Origin of the sequence: Thalassolituus pacificus (genome assembly GCF_025318105.1) — a bacterium.
Taxonomy (GTDB): domain Bacteria; phylum Pseudomonadota; class Gammaproteobacteria; order Pseudomonadales; family Oceanobacteraceae; genus Venatoribacter; species Venatoribacter pacificus.
Window position 1 is genome coordinate 189,367 of the sequence record NZ_JAOANI010000002.1, and the last position, 20,371, is coordinate 209,737.

14 protein-coding genes are annotated in these 20,371 nt (G+C 52.7%); 3 read left to right on the plus strand and 11 right to left on the minus strand.

From position 1 onward, the window contains the following. Positions 1 to 164 precede the first annotated feature (164 nt). The 9 genes from NYR02_RS00970 to NYR02_RS01010 form a co-directional block, all read right to left on the minus strand. Positions 165 to 1,361, minus strand: a complete 1,197-nt coding sequence (locus tag NYR02_RS00970) for a CDP-archaeol synthase (RefSeq protein ID WP_260974527.1) — start codon at positions 1,359 to 1,361, stop codon at positions 165 to 167. Continuing rightward, a complete protein-coding gene (locus tag NYR02_RS00975) occupies positions 1,358 to 3,007 on the minus strand; it encodes an AMP-binding protein (RefSeq protein ID WP_260974528.1) in 1,650 nt (549 codons plus the stop codon). The genes NYR02_RS00970 and NYR02_RS00975 overlap by 4 nt, the downstream gene beginning before the upstream one ends. A gap of 1 nt (position 3,008) precedes the next feature. Further along, positions 3,009 to 4,148 (minus strand): hypothetical protein, encoded by a 1,140-nt coding sequence (locus tag NYR02_RS00980; protein ID WP_260974529.1) that lies wholly within the window; start codon positions 4,146 to 4,148, stop codon positions 3,009 to 3,011. Then, a complete protein-coding gene (locus tag NYR02_RS00985; protein WP_260974530.1) occupies positions 4,145 to 6,934 on the minus strand; it encodes a phosphoenolpyruvate synthase in 2,790 nt (929 codons plus the stop codon). The genes NYR02_RS00980 and NYR02_RS00985 overlap by 4 nt, the downstream gene beginning before the upstream one ends. Next, a complete protein-coding gene (locus NYR02_RS00990) occupies positions 6,931 to 9,705 on the minus strand; it encodes a phosphotransferase (RefSeq protein ID WP_260974531.1) in 2,775 nt (924 codons plus the stop codon). The genes NYR02_RS00985 and NYR02_RS00990 overlap by 4 nt, the downstream gene beginning before the upstream one ends. Continuing rightward, complete coding sequence (locus NYR02_RS00995) at positions 9,702 to 10,664, minus strand: UbiA family prenyltransferase (protein ID WP_260974532.1); 963 nt, start codon at positions 10,662 to 10,664, stop codon at positions 9,702 to 9,704. Before NYR02_RS00995 ends, NYR02_RS00990 begins: the two co-directional genes overlap by 4 nt. Before the next feature lie 46 nt (positions 10,665 to 10,710). Beyond that, positions 10,711 to 13,008 carry an efflux RND transporter permease subunit gene (locus tag NYR02_RS01000; RefSeq protein WP_260974533.1) on the minus strand — a complete coding sequence of 766 codons (2,298 nt, stop codon included), beginning with the start codon at positions 13,006 to 13,008 and terminating at the stop codon, positions 10,711 to 10,713. 616 nt (positions 13,009 to 13,624) lie between these two features. Further along, positions 13,625 to 15,166, minus strand: a complete 1,542-nt coding sequence (locus NYR02_RS01005; RefSeq protein WP_260974534.1) for a DHA2 family efflux MFS transporter permease subunit — start codon at positions 15,164 to 15,166, stop codon at positions 13,625 to 13,627. Next, the gene (locus NYR02_RS01010) at positions 15,163 to 16,167 is read right to left on the minus strand and encodes an HlyD family secretion protein (protein ID WP_260974535.1); all 1,005 of its coding nucleotides are present in this window, start codon (positions 16,165 to 16,167) and stop codon (positions 15,163 to 15,165) included. The genes NYR02_RS01005 and NYR02_RS01010 overlap by 4 nt, the downstream gene beginning before the upstream one ends. A gap of 367 nt (positions 16,168 to 16,534) precedes the next feature. On the opposite strand from NYR02_RS01010, the gene NYR02_RS01015 reads away from it, so the two are divergent. After that, the gene (locus tag NYR02_RS01015) at positions 16,535 to 17,095 is read left to right on the plus strand and encodes an EndoU domain-containing protein (protein WP_260974536.1); all 561 of its coding nucleotides are present in this window, start codon (positions 16,535 to 16,537) and stop codon (positions 17,093 to 17,095) included. Then, the gene (locus NYR02_RS01020) at positions 17,095 to 17,406 is read left to right on the plus strand and encodes a hypothetical protein (protein WP_260974537.1); all 312 of its coding nucleotides are present in this window, start codon (positions 17,095 to 17,097) and stop codon (positions 17,404 to 17,406) included. Before NYR02_RS01015 ends, NYR02_RS01020 begins: the two co-directional genes overlap by 1 nt. A 62-nt stretch (positions 17,407 to 17,468) precedes the next feature. Here NYR02_RS01020 and NYR02_RS01025 read toward each other — a convergent pair whose 3' ends face one another. Both NYR02_RS01025 and NYR02_RS01030 read right to left on the minus strand, forming a co-directional pair. Further along, positions 17,469 to 17,933 carry a hypothetical protein gene (locus NYR02_RS01025; RefSeq protein WP_260974538.1) on the minus strand — a complete coding sequence of 155 codons (465 nt, stop codon included), beginning with the start codon at positions 17,931 to 17,933 and terminating at the stop codon, positions 17,469 to 17,471. Positions 17,934 to 18,065: 132 nt separating this feature from the next. After that, positions 18,066 to 19,049 carry a hypothetical protein gene (locus NYR02_RS01030; RefSeq protein WP_260974539.1) on the minus strand — a complete coding sequence of 328 codons (984 nt, stop codon included), beginning with the start codon at positions 19,047 to 19,049 and terminating at the stop codon, positions 18,066 to 18,068. A 272-nt stretch (positions 19,050 to 19,321) separates the two neighbouring features. Here NYR02_RS01030 and NYR02_RS01035 point away from each other — a divergent pair, with 272 nt between their 5' ends. Then, positions 19,322 to 20,170 carry a hypothetical protein gene (locus tag NYR02_RS01035; protein ID WP_260974540.1) on the plus strand — a complete coding sequence of 283 codons (849 nt, stop codon included), beginning with the start codon at positions 19,322 to 19,324 and terminating at the stop codon, positions 20,168 to 20,170. Positions 20,171 to 20,371 lie beyond the last annotated feature (201 nt).

Genomic DNA, 20,371 nt, shown 5'->3' on the forward strand with positions numbered 1-20,371 from the left:
GGGATCGCCTGCCGTTCATCAAACTCATCTGTCCCAATGCTCAAAGCGGCACAGCTGTGCACGCAAAGATGGCACCCATCCAGACGAGACCTAATAAAAGGGCGCGTAGTGTATAAAATCTGCCCTGTTGCCACAAGCATTCATTCACCAACGCGATATCGCCCTCAGACCGCACTGTCTTTGAGTTTGTTACGGTACAACCACTGTTTAACCAGCAGCGCGGTCAGCGGGAAGGTCAGTATGTACAAAAGCACCACGGCCGCGCTCAAATCGAGCCACCAGCCGAGTATCAGAGCGACACCAACGGCCGAGTCGATCTGATCAAGCGCGATAAACCAGTAACGCTGTTCTTCCGGCACCTGTCCCGGTGCAATCCCCAACCGACGCTTAAACCAGGAATTGGGCAATTCGCCAAGAATATAACCAACACCAGCCATTGCGCCGGCCAGCAGCAGTGAGTAACCACTCCACACGGTCGGCCAGCCCAGCGCCTGAAAGACCTGTTCCAGTGGCCACAGACAGAGCGCGCCCAGCGCCGTCAGCAGCGGCACTAATAAAACGCCGCGCCAGGTTTTGTTGCTACCAAAGGCCGATTTCCACACCGGCCGGGCAAAAGACGGCAGTACATCATTGCTGACACACCACATATGCGCCACGCCGCCAATCACCACCGGCACCTGCAGATACAGCGCCATCAGCAGCGGATGCAACGGCGCCTGTGCGCCCTGAGCCACCAGCGTAGTAACGCACAGCAGTGAAAATCCACCCAGGGTAATCCACAGCATCTGCGCCAGAGAAGTGAACTTAAAGAAAGGCCGGGCGCGCAGCATCTGTACCGAGAACCACAGCAACGCCAGCGCCAGCAGAGCTTTAATAAAGGCGCTGGCCCCCAGCCAGTGCTCCAGCAACACCAGTGGCGCAATAATCAGCAGGCTCCAGAATACCGGCATGCCCAGATAGGCAGGACGGGCGCTGCCCTTACTCGCGTCCTCGATATTGCCGGTCTGATTAAATACCGACAGGCGGATACAGCCTGCGGCGACCATAGTCACCAGGGCCACGGCATAAATACCATCAAAACCCCACTGCAACAGAATCAGCGCCGGACTGACCAGATAAATCAGCACATCCATAAAGCCATCAAGGTAACGCCCGAACTCACGGGTCAGCCCCCAGCGCCGTGCTAACAAGCCATCCAGCGCATCGGCGGTCATCGCCAGAAACAACAGCGCCAGCGCCGTGAGCAACTCCTGTTGCAGGGTAAAAAACAGCGCCAGCAAGGTCAGCGGAACACTGCTCAGGGTGATCAGATCAACCCGGTTCAGGCGGATAATCCAGCCACCGGCCGGTAAACTGCTCATAGTGATGTACTCTCCGTTTTGTTCCAGGTAACCACCCTGTCGGTACGGCCTGCAGCCGCCATCTGACGCAGCAACGGCCGGTCAATCTTGCTGTTGTGGCGGCCATCCACCGGCATGTACTTAAGCCGGGCAACCTGCCATTCGCCGGCTGGCAGCAAGGCCAGCAACGCACTTTTAAGGTTTTCCAGTGGCTCATCACAGCAGACAAATAACCAGCCCTGCTGCTCATGGCCAATCAGCGCGCTGCGCTGTACACCGGCCAGCGCATCCAGCTGTTGCTCCAGCCAGAGCGGCTGCAAACGGCGCTGGCTGCCAAGCTGCACCGCATCTTTTACCCGGCCACTGAGCCACAGCCGGCCCTGCTCATCGAGCCAGCCGGTATCGCCGGTACGGTGCCAGACCAGCCCATCGGCGCGCGGGATTTTGTTTTCCGCATCGGCCTGAGGGTTGTGGTAATAACCACGCAGCACATGATTGCCGGCCACCAGAATTTCGCCCTCTTCGCCCACGCCACAGCGACCGTCGAGCAGGTGACTTTCATTAACCAGACGTTCATTGTTTTCAGGCAAATTGCAGATCAGCACATCGGTGGCTTCGGCAATATCGCCTACCAGCAAACCGGCCACAGCGGGCTGATCGCCAGCGGTCAGATAATCCTGCAACCGCAGCGAGGCAATGGGCTCCGCTTCTGTCGAGCCATAGGCAATACGCGCATAGGCATCAGGGAATACCTGCAACAGATCGCGCGCCAGCAACTGGCTGACCGGCGCACCACCAATCACCAGACTGGTGATCTGCGGCAGCGTCGCCTTACGCAGTAACAGCTCATCACACAGGGCGCGGAAATAGGCCGGCGCACCACTGATGCGGGTAACCCCCTGCTGCTGCCAGCGTGTCAGTACCGCCGCCGCATCCACCTTTGCCGGAGCAGCCAGATCCACCTGTGGCAAACAGCTGCTCATACCGCAGCTGAGGTTATGCAACACCATGACCGGAAAGCACGGACTGTCACGTTCGCCATCAGCATCCGGCCAGTGATGGCGAATCGCCGCATGCTGCGCATCCAGACTGGCGTGAGTACGGTCGGCGCCTTTTGGCCGACCGGTACTGCCGGAGGTAAAGGAAATCAGACCGTGATCTCCTGATGGAGGCGCCGCCAGCTGCGGCCATTGGCTGCCCTTAAACGCCGCCAGCGCTTTATTCAGCGAGCGGCTGCCGAGGGTTTTCCGGTCAATACTGAAGCGCTTTAAAGACCAGAGCTCAGGAATCAGCCAGAACCAGCGCAGCAGCGCCTGCATACTGACAATCGCCACCGGGCGGGCATCGGCCAGTGCCATACGGATTTTTTTACGCCCCATGCCGGTATCGATAAACACCGCCACCAGACCGGAGGCCAAAAGACTCAGCACCACTGCATACAGATCAACCGAAGGCCGGGCGATCACCACCACCCGCTCACCGGGCTGCAACCCCTGTTGCTGCCACAACGACTGCAGTGCGGCAACACGCTGCATCAGCTCGCCATAGCTACATTGCTCAGCGCCCAGACAACGACGCCCCTGCATCATTGGAATATCCAGCGCCAGCCGCTGCGGATTACGCTGCGCCTCTTCAAGCACATGACGGCAGAAATTCAGCCCGCTCATATCAGCCTTCCTGAGCAGCCGCGCGGGCCAGCTGTTTGGTAAACAGACCATACACCCGCACTTCTTCGCCGTTGTGGGCATAACGCAGTGAAGGGTTATCTTCACGCACCAGAGCCGCTGCCACGCGCTGATAATGCGGTGCCGCCCAGCACGTCAGCTGCATCGACATCAGGGTGAACAGACCAGCCTGACGATAATCGGGATGAATAGCTCCGGTTTTCGCCAGCGCCAGACGCGGCTCAGGCAACAACGCCGCATGCTGGTCGTAACTGATATCCGCAGCCTTCACCGATGAGCCACAGACCGAAGAGAGCACCTGCAGCGGACTGTAATCCGGATAGCACAGGAAAAAGCCGGCAATAGCACCACTTTTATGCCGCACCAGTACCGACGACTGCGGGCAGAGCTTGCGCGCAAAAGGCTCACCACAGGCGGCGACAAACTGTGCTTCGCTGATCGGGCTGTAAGCAAAGTTCTGGCGGAACATGCGGTCGATTAACGGATACAGCTCCGGCAGATTATTCATCCAGGTGTCGCCATCCAGACGGCTGACAATAAATTCTCCCTGTAATTGCTGTAACGCTCGCGCCAGTGGTTTTTCCATCTGCTGCGCCAGTGCCGGTAAATTATTATTAATGCGGGTGTAATAGCGGTAATGAATGTCGTAACCCAGTGCCTGTAATTGTTCGCCATAACTGAGCGGATTATAGGGTTCGCCGGCAAATACCGGCCCCGGCATACCGCCCTGCTCGTCGGCCAGGCGCAAACGGTAGGGGCCGTAGGTATTAAAATTAATCGGCCCGTAAATACGCTCCGCGCCCTGCTCCGCAGCCCAGCGCTCAAAGCGGGCGAATAAATCCCGCTGTGCATTCAGTATCGTGTCGTTGTCGCCGCTGTTTTCCCAGAACCCGAAATAGGCAACGGCTTCATCATTAATACGCTGCTCGGGATTAAAAAAACCGGCTAAACGACAACCTTCTGCGGTTTCTGCCCAGGCACGGCCAGTGCGGAAATAATCATTTGCCGTACTGAACTGACGGCGCACTGCGGCTTCGTCTTCACCCAGCCAGAAGGCATCGTCGCTGTAACGCTCACGGGCAATACGAAAAAACTCATCACTCAGTTGCGGGATGCTGTTCATGCCACCGACTCCTCGGCAGCAGCCACAGACTCGGCGGCATTAAATTCCAGCCGCTCAACCCGGCCACTGGAACCATCCATGCGCACCAGCTCCTGGTCGGCCAGTAATTTGGTTAACCCCGGAATACCCACCACCGCAGGAATACCCAGTTCACGGGCCACCACCGCCGAGTGGCTGAGGGTAGAACCACGCTCCACCAGAATACCGCCAGCGGTCGGGAATAACGGTGCCCAGCCCGGATCGGTTCGCACGGTGCAGAGAATCTGACCATTTAAATTCAGTTCATCATCCGGCGAGAAAATCAGCCGCACTTTCTGCTCAACAATTCCCGGATAACAACCGGTGCCCTGCAGGCTGCCATCGGCGGCTGCGGTTTCTTCCTGAGCATGCGGATATTCAAAGCGGTTATTGCAGTACAGTGGCCCACGGGTGTGGAAATGATGTGGTGGTTCGTCCGCTTCGTAAGACGCAAACTCCGCACGACGGATTGCCACCAGCGGTTTTAAATCAGCAGTCACAGAACGGCCGTCGGCATAGGCGTAGATTTCTTCCAGGGTCAGATAAAAAATATCTTCGGCCTGTTCCAGTTGCGAATAAAACGCCAGCTGCTCACCGAGCTGACGGAAAATATCGCGGTACAGACCAAACATCCGGGTGCGCGCCAGACGCATGTTTTCGCGGTTACGGATGGCATCGCGCAGGCGGCTTAAATCACGCTGGAATTTTTTTAAGCCCCGGCGACCGAACTGCTTCTGCAATGCTGGTAATACCGCCTGCTCTGCTTCAGCGCGGAAACGGGCTTCGTTTTCGGCCAGCGTCGCCAGGGTCAGATCGTCACGGCTTAAAAAGTTTTTCAGCACCGCAAACATAAAGGATGCGTCCTGACGCAGCGTTACCGATTCCAGCTTCAGCTCACCCATGGTGCGGTCGCCGTACAGTTCAATGTACTGCAGACAGCGGCTGTGGAAATCCGGGAATTTTAATTGCAGCAGAACCAGAAGCTGATCGTTTGGCTGATCTTTTAAACACGCCAGCAATTCTGGCTGTGTGCGCGCTTCATCGCATAAACGCAGCAGGAATTTGGTTGGCTCGGTACTTTCGATGCCTTCTTCACCGGACAGCAAATTGTTCTGCACCAGTGCCGGATTTTCTACACCGAGTTTTTCCAGCCAGCGGTGCACCTTGCCATTCATCATCATGACGTAAAAATCGTTAACGATGGGCGTGGTCCAGTTATTCAGCAGGGTTTTATCCAGCGTACGGCTGAGGCTGATTAATGCATCCATGCTCAGGCTGTGCAGTTTATTGCGCTCGACCCGGGCATATTCAGCGGCAAAGTGCGCGCGGAATTCAGCCACCAGATCATCCATACGGCGGAAACGGCTGAGCATGGCAAACAAGGCACGCAACATTTGCGGCAGGCGTGCCAGTTTTTCGCGGCCACTCAGCTCGCGGTCCTGAATCAGATCCACCGGATCGGTCAGGCCCATCATGCGTTCCATATCGGCTTTATTGGTACGGAAAGATGGCAGGAATAATAACCCGCGATACCAGTTATTAATGTTGTAATACACCCGGCCACGAATCAGGCCGAGCATATTTTCCAGCATATCCTGATGCTGTTGCACAACGTTTTCACGCACACCCAATAAACGCAGGGTTTGCTCGTAAACGGTTTTATAAGCGCGGTTAGCAAAGCTGAATGTTAACGGTGTGGTAACACCACAATAGGATTCCTGAATATTGGAATTATCCCAGACCTGCAGGCGATCAGTATCGGGGTTCTGTTCCGGCAAGCGCGTCACCGGACGCGCCTGCAGAATATAAAACGCACCGTCTTTCAGGCACCACTCAATATCCTGCGGTGCGCAATAGGCTTCCGCAATGCTGCGCCCCAGATCACGCAGGGCAAAAATCTGTGTGTCGGTCAAGCAGGCAACCGCACGTTTATCGGCGGCCACTTCCTGTTCACGGGTGCCGCCCTGTTCAGTATCCTGCACCAGACACAGGTCTTTATCATTCACCTGTACGCTGAGTTCATTGCTGCTTAAACGCACGCTGATTTCATCGGCATTACAGTGGCCGGAAACCAAACCTTCACCACAACCCCAGGTGGCCGAAATAAAGGCTTCACCGCGATCACCATTCACCGGGTTGGCGGTGAACATCACACCGGCCACATCAGCATCAATCATGCGCTGAATAATAACCGCTGCATTAATGTCGGTCAGGCCCAGACCTTTCTGGATGCGATAAGCCAACGCACGGGCATTAAAGGCACTCTGCATGACGGTAATAATGGCCGCGGCAATCTGCTCTTCACCACGCTGATATAAGCAGCTGTCCATTTGTCCGGCAAAAGACGCGCCTTCGGCATCTTCACCTACCACCGATGAACGCACCGCCCAGAAGCCCTGCGCCAATGCTTCGCTGCCAATGGCCGTGCGCACGTCATCGGCAATGGCAATTAATAAACCACCCTCACGGATTTTCTGCTGAATACCCCGGGCAACCTGTTCCAATGCGCTGCTATCGGGCTTATCGCCCAGTGATGCCAGTTCAGTTTCAATCCACTGTTCAAGATTCAGCGAACGTAATTGAGCACGGAAAGCAGCAACCGGAACTACCCACCATTGCGGCACCTGCAGACTATTAATGGCCAGCGTCTGGCGGCTTAAAAACGCCAGATTAAAGGCTTTACCGCCGATCTGATCGGCACTCAGCACTGCGGCCTGCAGCGCGTCCAGACAATAATTAGCCGGGCTGTTTACAGTGTCTTTTTTCACAGGCTTTGATCTCCGTTTTGCAGACGCTGAATTTCCAGATCCAGCAGACGACGGAAAGTACTTACCACCCGCTCCATAAACGGATAATGGCGGAAGGTATGCGCCATGATGTACATCGGCATACGGTTAACTGTTAAATCCCACAGCGACAGAGTAAAACCGTAACGCCATTGTGCGGCATCGAGCGTCACGCCCGCCGCCTGCTCCAGCTGCACCCGGTGACGTTCGATCAGATCTTCTACTATTTGCGGATCAAAATCCGGCGTCAGTGCAAAGGTTAATAACTCAGCAAGATCGTGTTGCGGGGCCTGAACGGTTGCCAGTTCCCAGTCATAAGCACACAGCGTCAGTTCATCACCCTGACGGCGGAAAGCAATATTGCGTGGGTTAAAGTCGTTATGGATCAGCGTTTTTGGCAACGCATCCAATTCGGGATACCACTGCTCCATGCTGTACACCCGATCGCGGAAACGGACCATATCATCAGCGCTGAACCATTCCGGAAATTCCTGTTGCGCGTGCGCACCGAGCATTTCCCACAGACGGGTTTTTTCCAGCATATTGGCGCTGGTCGGTGCATCACAAATCCAGTCTTGCGCCAGCAGTTCGTCTTCACGGTTCAGCCAGATGCTGTGAACCTGAGCAATGCCATCCACGGCGGCATTAAAATGCTCGGCCGTCCAGCCGGAGGTATCGTCGGCGGAATCCATTAATTCCAGACCGTCGAGATATTCCTGCACAATGACATAGGCTTCACGTGAGGCATCGGCCCAGGCCATATAAGTGGTCGGAGCAACGCGGCGGAAACGTTCATCCTGCTGCGCCATCACTTCCAGCTCACGCACATGACAACCACGGAAGCCGACATGTTTGCGGAATTCGTTATAGGCATGCGCCAGACGCGCATCACACATCGACGCCATAGAGTTAAGCATCAGGATAACTTCGTCATCCAGCGGCTTTACTTTTACCATCACATCCAGTGTCTGATCGGCATCGTCCAGTGTCAGGCGGAACGGATAATGACCAACCAGCTTATTAATTTTATGCGCTGTCAGTTCGGTAATAATGCTGCTGCCTTTACCCGACAACGTCAGACTCTGCTGCGCGCTGACCTGCACGTTGCGGTTTAAACCCTGTGATAATGCGCGGCTGAAAAACTCCGGATTTAAATCACCGAGTTTTAACCATTCTACCGGGCGGTTACGGCCGAGTTTTTCGTGAGCACGGGCAAACTGATCACTGGCAATGGCCGACAGCGTGGATAAATCCAGCGCCAGACAGTAACCGGCAATCACTTCAGCCAGTTTATGCGCACAGCCAGGACCGGCACAGCCAATCATCTGCAGGCATTCTTTCTGCTGCGGCAAACTGGTGCCGCCGCCGACCGTACCGACCACCAGACTTGGCAGACGCAGCGTGGCGTAAATCGCATTATCATCGGTCATTTCCATATGCAGCTGGCCGATGGCCGATTCGTGCACACAGGCAATGTCCTGACCGGTAGCGGTAAACATCGCACCAATAACGTTGGCGATATTAATATTCAGGCCAACCATACCGGACGCAATACTGCCGCCAACGAAGTGGTTATAAGCGGTAAAGAGTTCACGCGCGCTGACTTTTAATACTTTGCGGCAGACATCATCACTGAGTACGGTTTCAGCCAGTACCCGCACCCCACGGCCACGCAGAAAAGAGTTATAAGTTACTTTTTTATCGTTGGAGAGGTTGGCCTCAACCATAAAGTTTTCGAACTCGATGCCTTCAAAGGCACGCATTTCAGCCAGAATCCACTGGCATGCCTGCCAGGTGCAGGTGGTGGTCATATTCTGACCCGCAGCATCACCGGTTTCATACACAAACTGTACGTGCACCGTGCGGCCCATTAATTCGGTATGCACTTCCACCAGATTGGCGTAGTTTGAATATTTACGGGTTTGGGCGGCAATTTCGTGCTGATGATCTTTGACCCATTCGGCAAAAAATAACGCCGAGGATAAATCACTTAATACAAAGATCGGTACACGCAACATACGCTGACCGAGTACCCGCACATTGACACCACCGGCACGGGAAATAGCCGTTGCACCACGGGTAGCCGATGCAACCAGTGCGCCTTCAGAGGTTGCCATCGGCGCATAAAATAAACCGTTCGCGTGCTCACCGCGAATATGCAGTGGCCCGGCCACACCCACCGGAATTTCGACGGTGCCGATTAACGCTTCGATATTACTGACCAGCGCTTTCGGATCGAGGGTGATATCGGCCACACGCTCCATCGCCGCACCGGTTTCATTACGGACAAAACTCAGCCGTTCCTGGCGGGCGTCTTCGGTGTATAACCCCCGCGCCGGTACTTTCGGCAAGGTCAGTTCGTCGTATAAACGGCCATCATCTTCTGCTGCACGCTGACGCAGGGCGTAGCTGAGCTGCCATAACTGGCGACTGTTTTCGGCGGCGTTTTCACCATCGGTATCGTTACGCAATACCAGACGCCATAATTTAGAATTCTGCGCGACCTCCAGTTTGCTGATGATTAAATCGCGCAGCACATACTCTTTGTCAGCCAGAACCAGAGTCACCGTGGTAAAGGCAGCATCCAGCTGCCATTGTTCGCAGGGCTCGGCCAACACGCATAAATGACTTTTGGAAACATCTACCGCTTCGGCGTTACGCCAGTTTTCGCCACATTGCAGGCTGACGGTTGCCTGATGTTCATTGCTGAATTCATAACGGGCTTGTGTGGTATATACGCGTGCTTTTTTCATGCGCTCGCTCCCAGCAGGTGAATGTGTAATGCAGCGGCGATAATGACCACCAGATAACCAAGCAGCATGGTTAATGCCACGGCTTTTTCGTTATTTTCGCGACCACTCTCATGGGGTGCTTTTTTGAATTGAATAATGGCTTTCAGTGCTAACGCCAATACCAGAATAAGCAGCACGGCATAAACGGCTAATACTGCAACGTCCAGCAGCCACAACAATACCAGCTGGTTAACCACCATGGCGCAGACCAATACGATGACCAGATTGGCCGCACCCTGCACGCCAAGAATGCGCGAGTAAGAATCAACGGTGTCACGCTCTTCTTCCGGGCCACGGGTTTTACGGGTAATTTCAAAACAGAAGCCGCTGATAAACGCCAGGCTCATCATGGCCATTAAAGGTGCCGAGTTCAGTAACTGCATTACCGGCAATTGTGGTTGCGCCATTGCCGCCAGCCAGAGCACGATCAGCGGCATAATCGCCATATGACTCAGGGCATACAGCAGCAAACGTTTTTCCAGCCAGGCGCCACAGAAAAACTCTGCGCCCATTAAACACAGGTAAACAAACATCACGGCCCAGACGATCAGGGCATCGGTACCCAGAAACAGGCTCCACAGCAGCTGGGCAATTACAGCAATAATGCCCAGACCTTTCAGGTGCATCAGGGTAATACGACCACTCTGCAATACACGTTGCGGATGGTTTTTAACATCCAGCTCGTAATCTTTATGTTCATCAAAAATACGGATGGTTAAAAATAACGACCAGGTAATCAGACAGGCAACAATATCGCTCCAGTTAAAAAACCATTCACCCTGGCTGGCACGAACCACAGTGGCGGTGACCAGGTAGAGAATAAAAAACAGCAAAGCATTGGCAAACGGGAAACGTTCGTCCATCCAGGCACGAATACGGCGCAGCAATGGCTCGCCGGCAATAACAGCAGAGTTAGTCATAGAGAGCTCTCAGTTCAATTTTAATAAACAGGAAAATCAGAAAAAGTCAGTCGCGATCCAACAGCATCAGCAACAAAGGTAAAAGAATAAGGTCAGCCAGTAAGGCGACCATAACCGTCAGCGCCATTAATCCACCCATGCCCCAGGTCGGCGAGAAAGGTGACAACAGCAACAAGGCAAAACCGGCAGCCAGCACCAGACTGGTAATAATCATGGCGACGCCAACGGTAGAAAATGCGTATTCGATGGCCGCTTCGGTACTTTCCCCTCTGGCGCGGGCGCTGCGATACTTGGCAAGAAAATGCACGGTGTCATCAACCACCAGGCCAAGACTCATACAGGCAACAATACTCAGCCCCAGATCGACATGGCCACTGATATAACCCCAGATACCATAAGCCAGCAGTGCCGGCAGTAAATTCGGCACCAGACTGATCAGCCCCAGACGCACCGAACGCAACACCAGCATCATAACGGCCGAAATTAATACCAGCGCCAGTAATGTGCCCTGAAACAGGCTGATGCTGTTGCGGTCAGAAATCTGGGCGAACACCATATCCAGACCACTGCCCGGAGCGATACTCAGCGCCGGAGTATGTTCTGCCGCCCAGTTAAGCAGTGCCTGATCAAAGGCCACCAATTCACGCGAGGTACGCTTAAATAAATGCACGGTAAAACGGCTGGCGGTCTGATCAATATTCAGCCGTTCATTCAGCCCCATGCCAAATGGCAAAGACATTTCATACAGCAACATTGCCTGAGCAACCTGCTGATCGGTGTCGGGGATTTTGTAGTAATGATGATCGCCATCATGCAACGCCTGATTCAGCGTCAGTAAAGGCTGATGCAGGCTGTCAACAAAACCGACTTCGGCAAAGGTTTCCAGATGCTCAGCCAGTTGCTGCAACTGTTGCATAGGTTCGCTACGGTACAGCGAGCCGCCATCCTGTGCCGCGATGCGGTATTGAATAAAATTAACGCCGTTCAGTTTATCGTTCTGCAGATCCAGCGCCTGCCGCACTGCAAACGACTCATCGTAATACTGATGCCACTGCTCATTAAATTTAAGCTGACTGACACCAGCGGCCAGAATAGCCGACACAATAACGGCCCCCAGCAGCAACGCCCGCGGATGCGGCTGCAGTACCCGCTGCCAGAATGTCAGCAATAGACCACTGAGCCATTGACCGGGATGGGCCAGCGCACGCCCAGGCTGTATTTTCGGTTGCGGCAGTACCCGCAGGGCGGCAATAAAAAGCGTCAGACTCAGCACCGCCGCCAGCAATGCGGCAAAAGCCACTAAATTACCCAGATCGCGGTACGGTGGTGATTCACTGAAATTAAGACACAACAAACCAAGCGCAGTGGTAATAGAAGTAATCCACACCGGACGGATATTGGATGTAACCGCTTGCTGCAACGCCGGTATTTTATTCATACCGCTGCGCAGGCCGTGTTGGTAAGTCGCCAGAATGTGCAGACAGTCGGCAATGACAATAATCATAATCATCGATGGCACAACACCCACCACCGGAGTCAGGCGTGCCGTGGTCAGCCCCAGACTTCCTGCCCAGCCCAACGCACCAAAGGTAGCCACCACGCTGAGCAAGGTCAGCGTTAATGCCAGAACCGTACCGGCCAGAGAGCGGGTCAGAAAAAAGATGCCGGCAAAAATCAGCAGATAACTGGCTGGAATTAACGCTGCCATATCGCGTTCTACCGCTTCAGCCAGTGCCAGGTTAATAATCGCCGTACCAAACAACTGTACATCCAGATGTTGCAGGTCAGTTTCAGCGAGTAATTCACGGGTATAGGCGACCAGTTCGGCGGTTGCTTTTTCATCACCGTCCGGTAATGACAGGCTGACAATAATTAACGCCAGATCGCCATCTTTATTAACCAGACGATTGAGTAAATCGGGTTGCGTACGGACATATTCCAACTCGCTCGCCATATCCCAAGCAGACGCTTGCTCTGGCCGATAAAAGTCATCAATCGTAATATTATCGCCAGCCGATTGAATACGCTGATAATTGGTAAGGGAATCCACCCGACGGGCGTAGGGAATTTCCCAGGCAGCTTGGGTAAGCTGTGCAATTTCATTTAATGCACGGGAATCCAGCACAGTGGCCGACGATGTCGGCTGCAGCAGAAACGTCAGCGTATCCTGCTTATTAAAATCCTGCTCAAGCTGCTCAAAGCTTAATAGTTGCGGATTGTCCGCACTGAAATAAACGCGAAAATCTGACACAAATGACAGTTTTCCTGCACCTGCTGCCAGCCCGATAATTAACGCCATAACGGTAACAATAACCGCCCATGGATAACGCAGTGAGAATGACACGATAAAATCCTTTTAGCCCTGCTAAAAAACTGGGGACCTGTCGCCCGGATTTAACTTATCTGAGAAATCCGAATGAGCAGACCTGGTACATCGTTTGCCATCAGCGGCTTTAGAATAATCGTTATAACAATGTCCTCAACGGCGCGGATATTAACCAGAGCTCTCCACTAAGGCCAGAAGCAGATCTTAAAAAAGTTACATTTGTGTAACTTATTCGACAAATAGTTGCTGATTGCAAAAAATACTGAAATTGCAATCACTCATAAAGCCAAATTAACTCACCATTCAGGACACACTATTAATATCAAAGTCAATACAGATGATAAACTTAACACTTAGGAATCAGAGCGACTTTCATATTGCTGCCATTACTTCCACTTCCTCCCACTTATTAACGCCATCATAGGGAAGCAATATATAACCACCAGAGAATGTAACGATAGTAATCGTCACGGTCGCAAGAGAGACAAAGCAGCCTGAAGAAGCAAGCGGAAAAGGCACTCCGTCTTTTAATAGTTTCTGACCACAGTGCCGGGCGCGACGGTATAGCGCCCATAAAAAAGCCGGCAGTAGTGCTGCCGGCTGGTATTAACGTACCAATATTAATAACGTATTCTCAGTGCATGGCGGCTTCAGCTCCGGCGGCTTGCTTGTCCGCTGAGCGGATACCCAACGATGCTAACGCCGCCACCATCAGCGCCAGGCCGAGTACAAAGAAAGCTTCGTTATATGACATCACCATCGCCTGCTGCGTGACCTCTTTCATCAGCACACCATAACTCTGGTCGGCACTACCCCCGCCACTTTCGAGTGCACCGCCTAACAGGCGCATATATTCGATAACGTTCTGGCTGCCGCTGACCAGCGTTTGCTTAAGTTCAGCCAGATGGTAATCGGTACGCTCTGAGAGCAAGGTGGCCAGCAAGGCAATGCCCACAGCACCACCCAGATTACGCATCACATTAAACAGCGTCGATGCCGAGGGTGCGTCTTTAGGATCAAGATTCTGCGCCGACATAATCGACAGCGGCACCATAATAAAAGGCTGACCCAATGCACGAACCAACAGTGCCGGAATAAGATACGAGCCATTAAAGTCGATACTCATATGCATATTCATCCACATACTGCCGCCGACCACAAAGAAGCCGAACGCTACCAGATATTTGGCGTCAATAAATTTCAGCAGACGCGGAATCAGCGGAAAGAAAGGCAACTGCGGAAAACCGACCCACATTAATACCAGGCCGATATCCAGTGCCGTATAGTCGTGCACCGAGGCCAGATATAAAGGCACCAGATACACCGAGCCGAATAAACCCGCCCCCAGAACAAAGTACGCCACGCAAGCCAGAGAAAAATCGAGGCTGCGGAACAGGCGCAGATCCACCAGCGGGTGCTCGGTGGTCAGCTGTTTGCGCACAAACAAAAACAGGCTCATGGCCGACACCAGCGCCAGCCAGCGGATATATTCGGCATCAAACCAATCGTCGCGTGCGCCTTCTTCCAGCATAATTTCCAGACAACCCAGGCCAAGCGCCATGGTCAGCATGCCGAACAGATCGATCTTTTTAAGCTGCCCCGGATCACCTTCTTCTTTATCCAGACCCGCTGCCAGCAACATTAATACGGCAATACCGGGAATAACGTTCAGATAGAAGATGTAATGCCAGCTGAAGGCTTCCGTCAGCCAACCACCCAACGTCGGGCCAATGGTTGGTGCGAAGGTCGCGGTAACACCAAATAACGCCATGCCCAAAGGACGCTTATCCAGCGGCAGCAGCGTAATAATCAGGGTAAAGGCCATCGGAATCAGCGCGCCGCCGCTGAAGCCCTGCACGGCGCGGAAGACAATCATTGACTCCAGGTTCCAGGCAAAGGAACAGGCCAGCGAGGCGAGAATAAATACAGTACCGTTCCACAGCAGATAACGCCGCGGCGACAGCCAGGCAGCAAAGAAGCCACACAGCGGAATAGCGATCATCTCGGCGACCAGATACGAAGTCGCAATCCAGGAAGATTCTTCCAGCGTCGCGCCCAGCGCCGCCTGAATATCTTTCAGCGATGAGTTGGTAATCTGGATATCGAGAATGGCCATAAAGGCGCCCAACAGAGCGCCACTGATGGCCAGCCAGTGCTTGGGAAAGCGCTCGCTCATTCAGTAAAAACCGTCACTTCCAACGACATGCCCGGACGCACCGCGCTCAGGTCCTGACCGTCATCAAACAGGATTTTTACCGGCAAACGCTGAATCACTTTGGTGAAATTACCGGTGGCATTCTGCGGCGGCAGCAACGCAAATTCAGAGCCGGTGGCAGCAAAGAAGCTGTCGATATGGCCTTTGAGTACCTTGCCACCCAACGCATCCACATGAATATCCACCGCCTGACCAACCGCCATATCGGCAACCTGGGTTTCCTTAAAGTTGGCGTACACCCAGATCGGCTGAGTCACCAGACTGAGCAAGCGGATACCCGGCTCAACACTCTGCCCCACCTGTACCTGACGGCTGGTCACAATCCCCGCACGCGGCGCACGAATGGTGGTGTAATCCAACTCCAGCTGCGCCCGTTTAACCGCCGCCGCCGCCTTGGCCACATCCGCCGCCAGTTGTGGTTTCTCACCGGTCAGCGTCACCAGATTCGCCTGCTGAGCCGCCAGTTGTGCTTTAGCCTGATTCAATCGAGCCTGCGCTGCGGCTTTGTTCAGCTCTGCGGCATCCAGATCATCCTGCGACACATATTGTTTACCCATTAACTGCAACAAGCGATCAGCCTGCTGCACCGTGCGACGCCATTCGGCATCGGCGGCAGCCACGCTGGCACGGGCGGCAACAATCTGCGATTGCTGGGCGTTTTCACGGTCGGCCAGATGCACCAGACGCGCTTCTGCTTCCGCCTGCACCGCCCTGGCCTCATCCAGACGCGCCTGATACAGCGCCGGATCCAGCTGCAACAGCACATCACCTTCGGCGACCAGACGGTTAGCTGGCGCTGGTGTGGCTGTTACTGTGCCGGCAACGCGGCTCATCAGCGACACAATATCGGCTTTAACATACGCATTATCGGTATCTTCACGGCCCTGATGCCACCACCACCAATAACCACCGGCCAGCAGCAGAACGACGACCAGAATGCTGATTTTCTGTTGTTTGGACATAAAAAAACCTGAAGTAAAAAGCGCGGAAAGGGGCACAGTCTAACGGTAATGTGTTCGGTGTAAACAGAGGTTTTGTAGCCAAACTGTTTCAGTATTACGACCAATTCTGGCTGATTAGGCCTCTGAGGAGGTGAAATGAGACATTCCCGGCCGCCTGCCAGCCTGATCCTGCTTCTTTTCCCGCCTGCAGGCCGAAAGCCGCGTTAAAACTCCGGCAGAGATTAAATTGTTCGCAGAAAAGGGCTATATTCCCTGCATGCGGTCTGTGCCTGAATCGCCTTATGGCCGCCGCCTGTCCGGAGGGAAACGGATACATAACAACCGGCAAAGCTCCCGGATAATATTAAGACACACCAAGGAAGGTTCTATGAAAATACTGCTTTTCACATCAGCCCTGATACTGCCAGCCCTGTCGATGGCCGAAGGCATTAACTGTAACAGCCTCAATGAGTGGAGTGCTCCGATAGAAGGCATGCAGGTTAATCAGCATCATATTTTTTGTGGTGAACCGGCGAAAGGAAATAATGCCAAAGGCTTTCATTCCATGCCGCAAAACCAGCCACCCAGTGATTACATCAGTTCGCAGAAAGGGGATTCTCCCAATGCCTCCGGCATCTACACCCTGAAAAGAATTGCCCTGAGTTTTAATAAAAATACCCATATTAAATCGTTCAGTTCCATGTTCCCTGATCACTGCACCCAGGCTCAGGTCAATGCTTCTATTGTATATTCACAGCAAAACGCCAGCGGCAACTGTGCAAATCCGGGCTGGGCAAAATGCGGCCCAAACGCACCGGATAACGATAACGGCAATAAATACTGTAAAGGATTCCCGGCAAAGCATTTCGAAATCGCCACCGCTGTTCTGCCGGACGATAACAGCAAAATCAATACCGGCTTTCCGATTTACAAGGCAAACAAAAATTAATGAACAGCGAAACCTTCCGCTGGAGCGGCTACGATGACAGCCCCGCGCATCAGGCGTTACAGGGCTTTCTGGTTCTGGACGTACAGCACTCCGCGACTCAGACCGAAGAACTGATAACGGGCATACAGCGCTATATCACAGGCAAAATTGAAGAATTTTCCGGCTGTGGTAACGGCTATGAGTTTGAATGCTGCCCGGAAGGCTTTTTACTGGAGTGTTTATATCCGGGCGACAACCTGACCCCGGCGACCCTGCCCTTTCCGCTGGTGCTGACAGCACTGAAGGAATGGGCAGCGTATTGCAGGCAATAAAAAAGAGCATCATTAACCCGCCGTGTTAGCCTCCTGTTAACACGGCGAACTGACGTTAGAAATTACAGGTCTTTAAGAATATCCTGACGCTTTAACTGGTATTCCGCATCCGAAATCAGGCCTTTGGATTTCAGCGATTCCAGCACCAGTAAACGCTTCTCTACGGTACTCCAGCCCTCAGAGTCTTTTACGACAGTTTCCGCAGCGGTAGCCGCTGCAGCACAACGGTAATAATCTGCCGACACTTTGGTGGTAACCACGGTTTTCATACCGGTCAGCGAAGGCTTATTACGGCGCGAATCTTCTGACCCACGAATCAGCAGAGCATCAGCACCGGCATCAGCTGCCTGCTTTTTATGCCGGGCCAGACATTCCTCTTCCGGATTCATACTGGTAGTTGAGCACACCTGCTTGGATACCAGCTCACAGGATGCTTCCTCACCTTCTGCCAGCACTCTGATTTTATCTGCCGCATAACCGCTTAAAGGCAGCGACAGAGCCAGCATCATTACACCTGTTCTGATCATATTTACTTCCATCCCGACAGAATTAATGGCAAAACTCTACCATAAATTGACAGGCAGATTGTTGGCTTCGTTGAAGTGTTTTTCAGCCATGAAAAAAACAGATCACATTGTTTCATGCGCGCTTATCGTCCGCTATAAAAAGCGGACAGACTCAAGGCGGTCAAACGACTCTCCCATACTGTAGGTAAAGGGCCGCCCCAGTTTCTCTGCAGCCATGGTCCGGCATGTATCTTTAAGAGCAAAAATCGACATATTATTCATTTTGCCAAGCTGATGTTTAACCTCTTTTATCGGCCCTACCTGAATTTCCAGTGTTTTAATGGTAAGGCGGTTTAACGGCGACTGATCACTGTTGGTCAGCTCGGTAGAGATTAAAGCTTCTTTGTTGTCCAGCCGGGTCTGCAACAGCGGATAATCAACATGGATATCCGCCGGAATATCGTAGCTGATAAAACCACGATTCATCGCTTTTACCAACGCAAAGCCGGTGACATGACCATCCTTCTGGAGAACCTTAATATCACTGAAAGGTAATAACGGCGACAGCGTCATGCTGACGGTACACAGCGCCTCGCCGCTGCTTTCTCTGTTACCCTGCAGCGCAGCCATATAAGTATCGCTCAGGTTATAGGCGATACCAATCGCCACATCATCAAGCGTCAACTGCGTGTTGTATTCTGCTTCCAGCGAGGCAATTGCCTCGCGGTAGCTCTCGTTTTCAGTGTCCGCTATCTCACTGTCCAGCGCTTGCAGATGTGGGGTAAAACGAACATTCAGGCGGTTGCTTCTGCCAGCAATAATGGTATCCAGTGCTGTTTTAATGGCTGTTTTCTGCCCTGTTGTAATACCACCAAACATTGGTGTACTCAGCAGTATGGTCTGACCACGGTAATCATCTTTATCATGGTGTATTTTTACTAGATCCGGATCAGCACCAGCTGCGGTGAGAATACTCTCAATCTCCTGGAGGTATACCGCTTTAATCCAACTGCCGTTACTGTAATCAACCTTATCGGACACCACAGAGCTGCCAAACTTCAGTTCGGCAAAGTCACGGTCACAACCGGTTAAAAGTGCCGCTAAACCGATCAACACAACCTGAGAGAATCTGAACATCCGCTATCCTGTACTCAAAAAAATGCCCGGGGATTTTAAGAGTTTTAACGGACAGAGGTAAAGATAAGATCCGACAAAAGCCAAACTTACCAAGCAGTTTGCGATGGCTGTCGCACTTACCGCCAACATCTGCTGTCATAATCACGCAGGCCTGTTAATACCCATTACGCCAACCTGACAGCAAACCGGATTTTTTGTAGTTTCATGTATATCCAGATCCGGTTTAAACGGCGTTCGGACAATACGACTAACATTCAGCCAAGAACACAACAATGAACACCGATTTCTCTGAGCAACAGAAAAAGAAACAACCCCCGGATCAGAACTCGACTGGCCAGAGCTCTACTGATCAGGACACCACAGACCTGCGCATGCTGCCACCAGTCAGTTACATCACCGGCCTTTGCAACCGTGTACTGGGCAGGATGCTTATGGCCATGCTCAATGCTCCGTGGGCCAGCCTGATTATTCTGCTCGTTCTCTATCTCAGCGCGCTGATTATCGTGAATATCCCAGCACTGGATATTGCCCGTGAAACTATTTTCCTGGTCGCCATTTCACCGCTGGCGATACCGGTGTTTTTATCCCTGGCGTATCTCGGCAGCAGCCTTGTTCTGCTCGCTCTTTTTGCATACAACCCCGGTACCCGTGTCAGCTGCGCCATCATTCTGGAAGTTCTGGTAATTGCACCCATGCTGCTGATGGCGCTCAGCGATACACGCTTATTGCTGATGCTGGGCGATAACGCATTGTTTGTACTTATTGTCGGAAATATGGTCGCCGCTCCCTGGCTGGCATTCCGCTATGATAAAACCGTACTGCGCCATGCCTACCTGTGCTTACCACTACTGCTACTGTTAACCGCGTTTATCTGGATTGAAAGTACCGCCGGGCTTTCTTATGAAAAAATAAGCCATGAACATATCTCTGTGATCGACTGCGAATGGGTAAGAGCCAAAAGCAAAAGCGGCGCCCCCAGCGGCCCAGCAATAAAAATATGCGATGTAAAGGTGGAATACCGCGGCAGTGATTACCGCTTTAATGATATGCCCGCACCGAACGGGAATATTAACTATATGGAAGTGCGGCAGGCGCTGTTCAAACATTTCAGGCTGAGGTAATGGAGTATTCAGCTATGGATTGTAAAAACTGAATATATCAGGATAAACCTGAGGCTTGGTCGCACCTGAAATTTCTCTGAATATAAAGCCCCTCGCCAAAAATTTTCAAAATTCATTCAAAGTCTGACGTGACCAACCTACGGCTTTAAAGTGCAGAAAAGGATTACTGATTTTTATAAGAATAACCGGTTGCCAAGATGG

Excerpts from the sequence above, each read along its gene's own strand:
- NYR02_RS00970 (WP_260974527.1), bottom strand. The coding sequence starts at position 1,361 with ATGAGCAGTTTACCGGCCGGTGGCTGGATTATCCGCCTGAACCGGGTT.
- NYR02_RS00975 (WP_260974528.1), bottom strand. The coding sequence starts at position 3,007 with ATGAGCGGGCTGAATTTCTGCCGTCATGTGCTTGAAGAGGCGCAGCGT.
- NYR02_RS00980 (WP_260974529.1), bottom strand. The coding sequence starts at position 4,148 with ATGAACAGCATCCCGCAACTGAGTGATGAGTTTTTTCGTATTGCCCGT.
- NYR02_RS00990 (WP_260974531.1), bottom strand. The coding sequence starts at position 9,705 with ATGAAAAAAGCACGCGTATATACCACACAAGCCCGTTATGAATTCAGC.
- NYR02_RS00995 (WP_260974532.1), bottom strand. The coding sequence starts at position 10,664 with ATGACTAACTCTGCTGTTATTGCCGGCGAGCCATTGCTGCGCCGTATT.
- NYR02_RS01005 (WP_260974534.1), bottom strand. The coding sequence starts at position 15,166 with ATGAGCGAGCGCTTTCCCAAGCACTGGCTGGCCATCAGTGGCGCTCTG.
- NYR02_RS01010 (WP_260974535.1), bottom strand. The coding sequence starts at position 16,167 with ATGTCCAAACAACAGAAAATCAGCATTCTGGTCGTCGTTCTGCTGCTG.
- NYR02_RS01015 (WP_260974536.1), top strand. The coding sequence starts at position 16,535 with ATGAAAATACTGCTTTTCACATCAGCCCTGATACTGCCAGCCCTGTCG.
- NYR02_RS01020 (WP_260974537.1), top strand. The coding sequence starts at position 17,095 with ATGAACAGCGAAACCTTCCGCTGGAGCGGCTACGATGACAGCCCCGCG.
- NYR02_RS01025 (WP_260974538.1), bottom strand. The coding sequence starts at position 17,933 with ATGATCAGAACAGGTGTAATGATGCTGGCTCTGTCGCTGCCTTTAAGC.
- NYR02_RS01030 (WP_260974539.1), bottom strand. The coding sequence starts at position 19,049 with ATGTTCAGATTCTCTCAGGTTGTGTTGATCGGTTTAGCGGCACTTTTA.
- NYR02_RS01035 (WP_260974540.1), top strand. The coding sequence starts at position 19,322 with ATGAACACCGATTTCTCTGAGCAACAGAAAAAGAAACAACCCCCGGAT.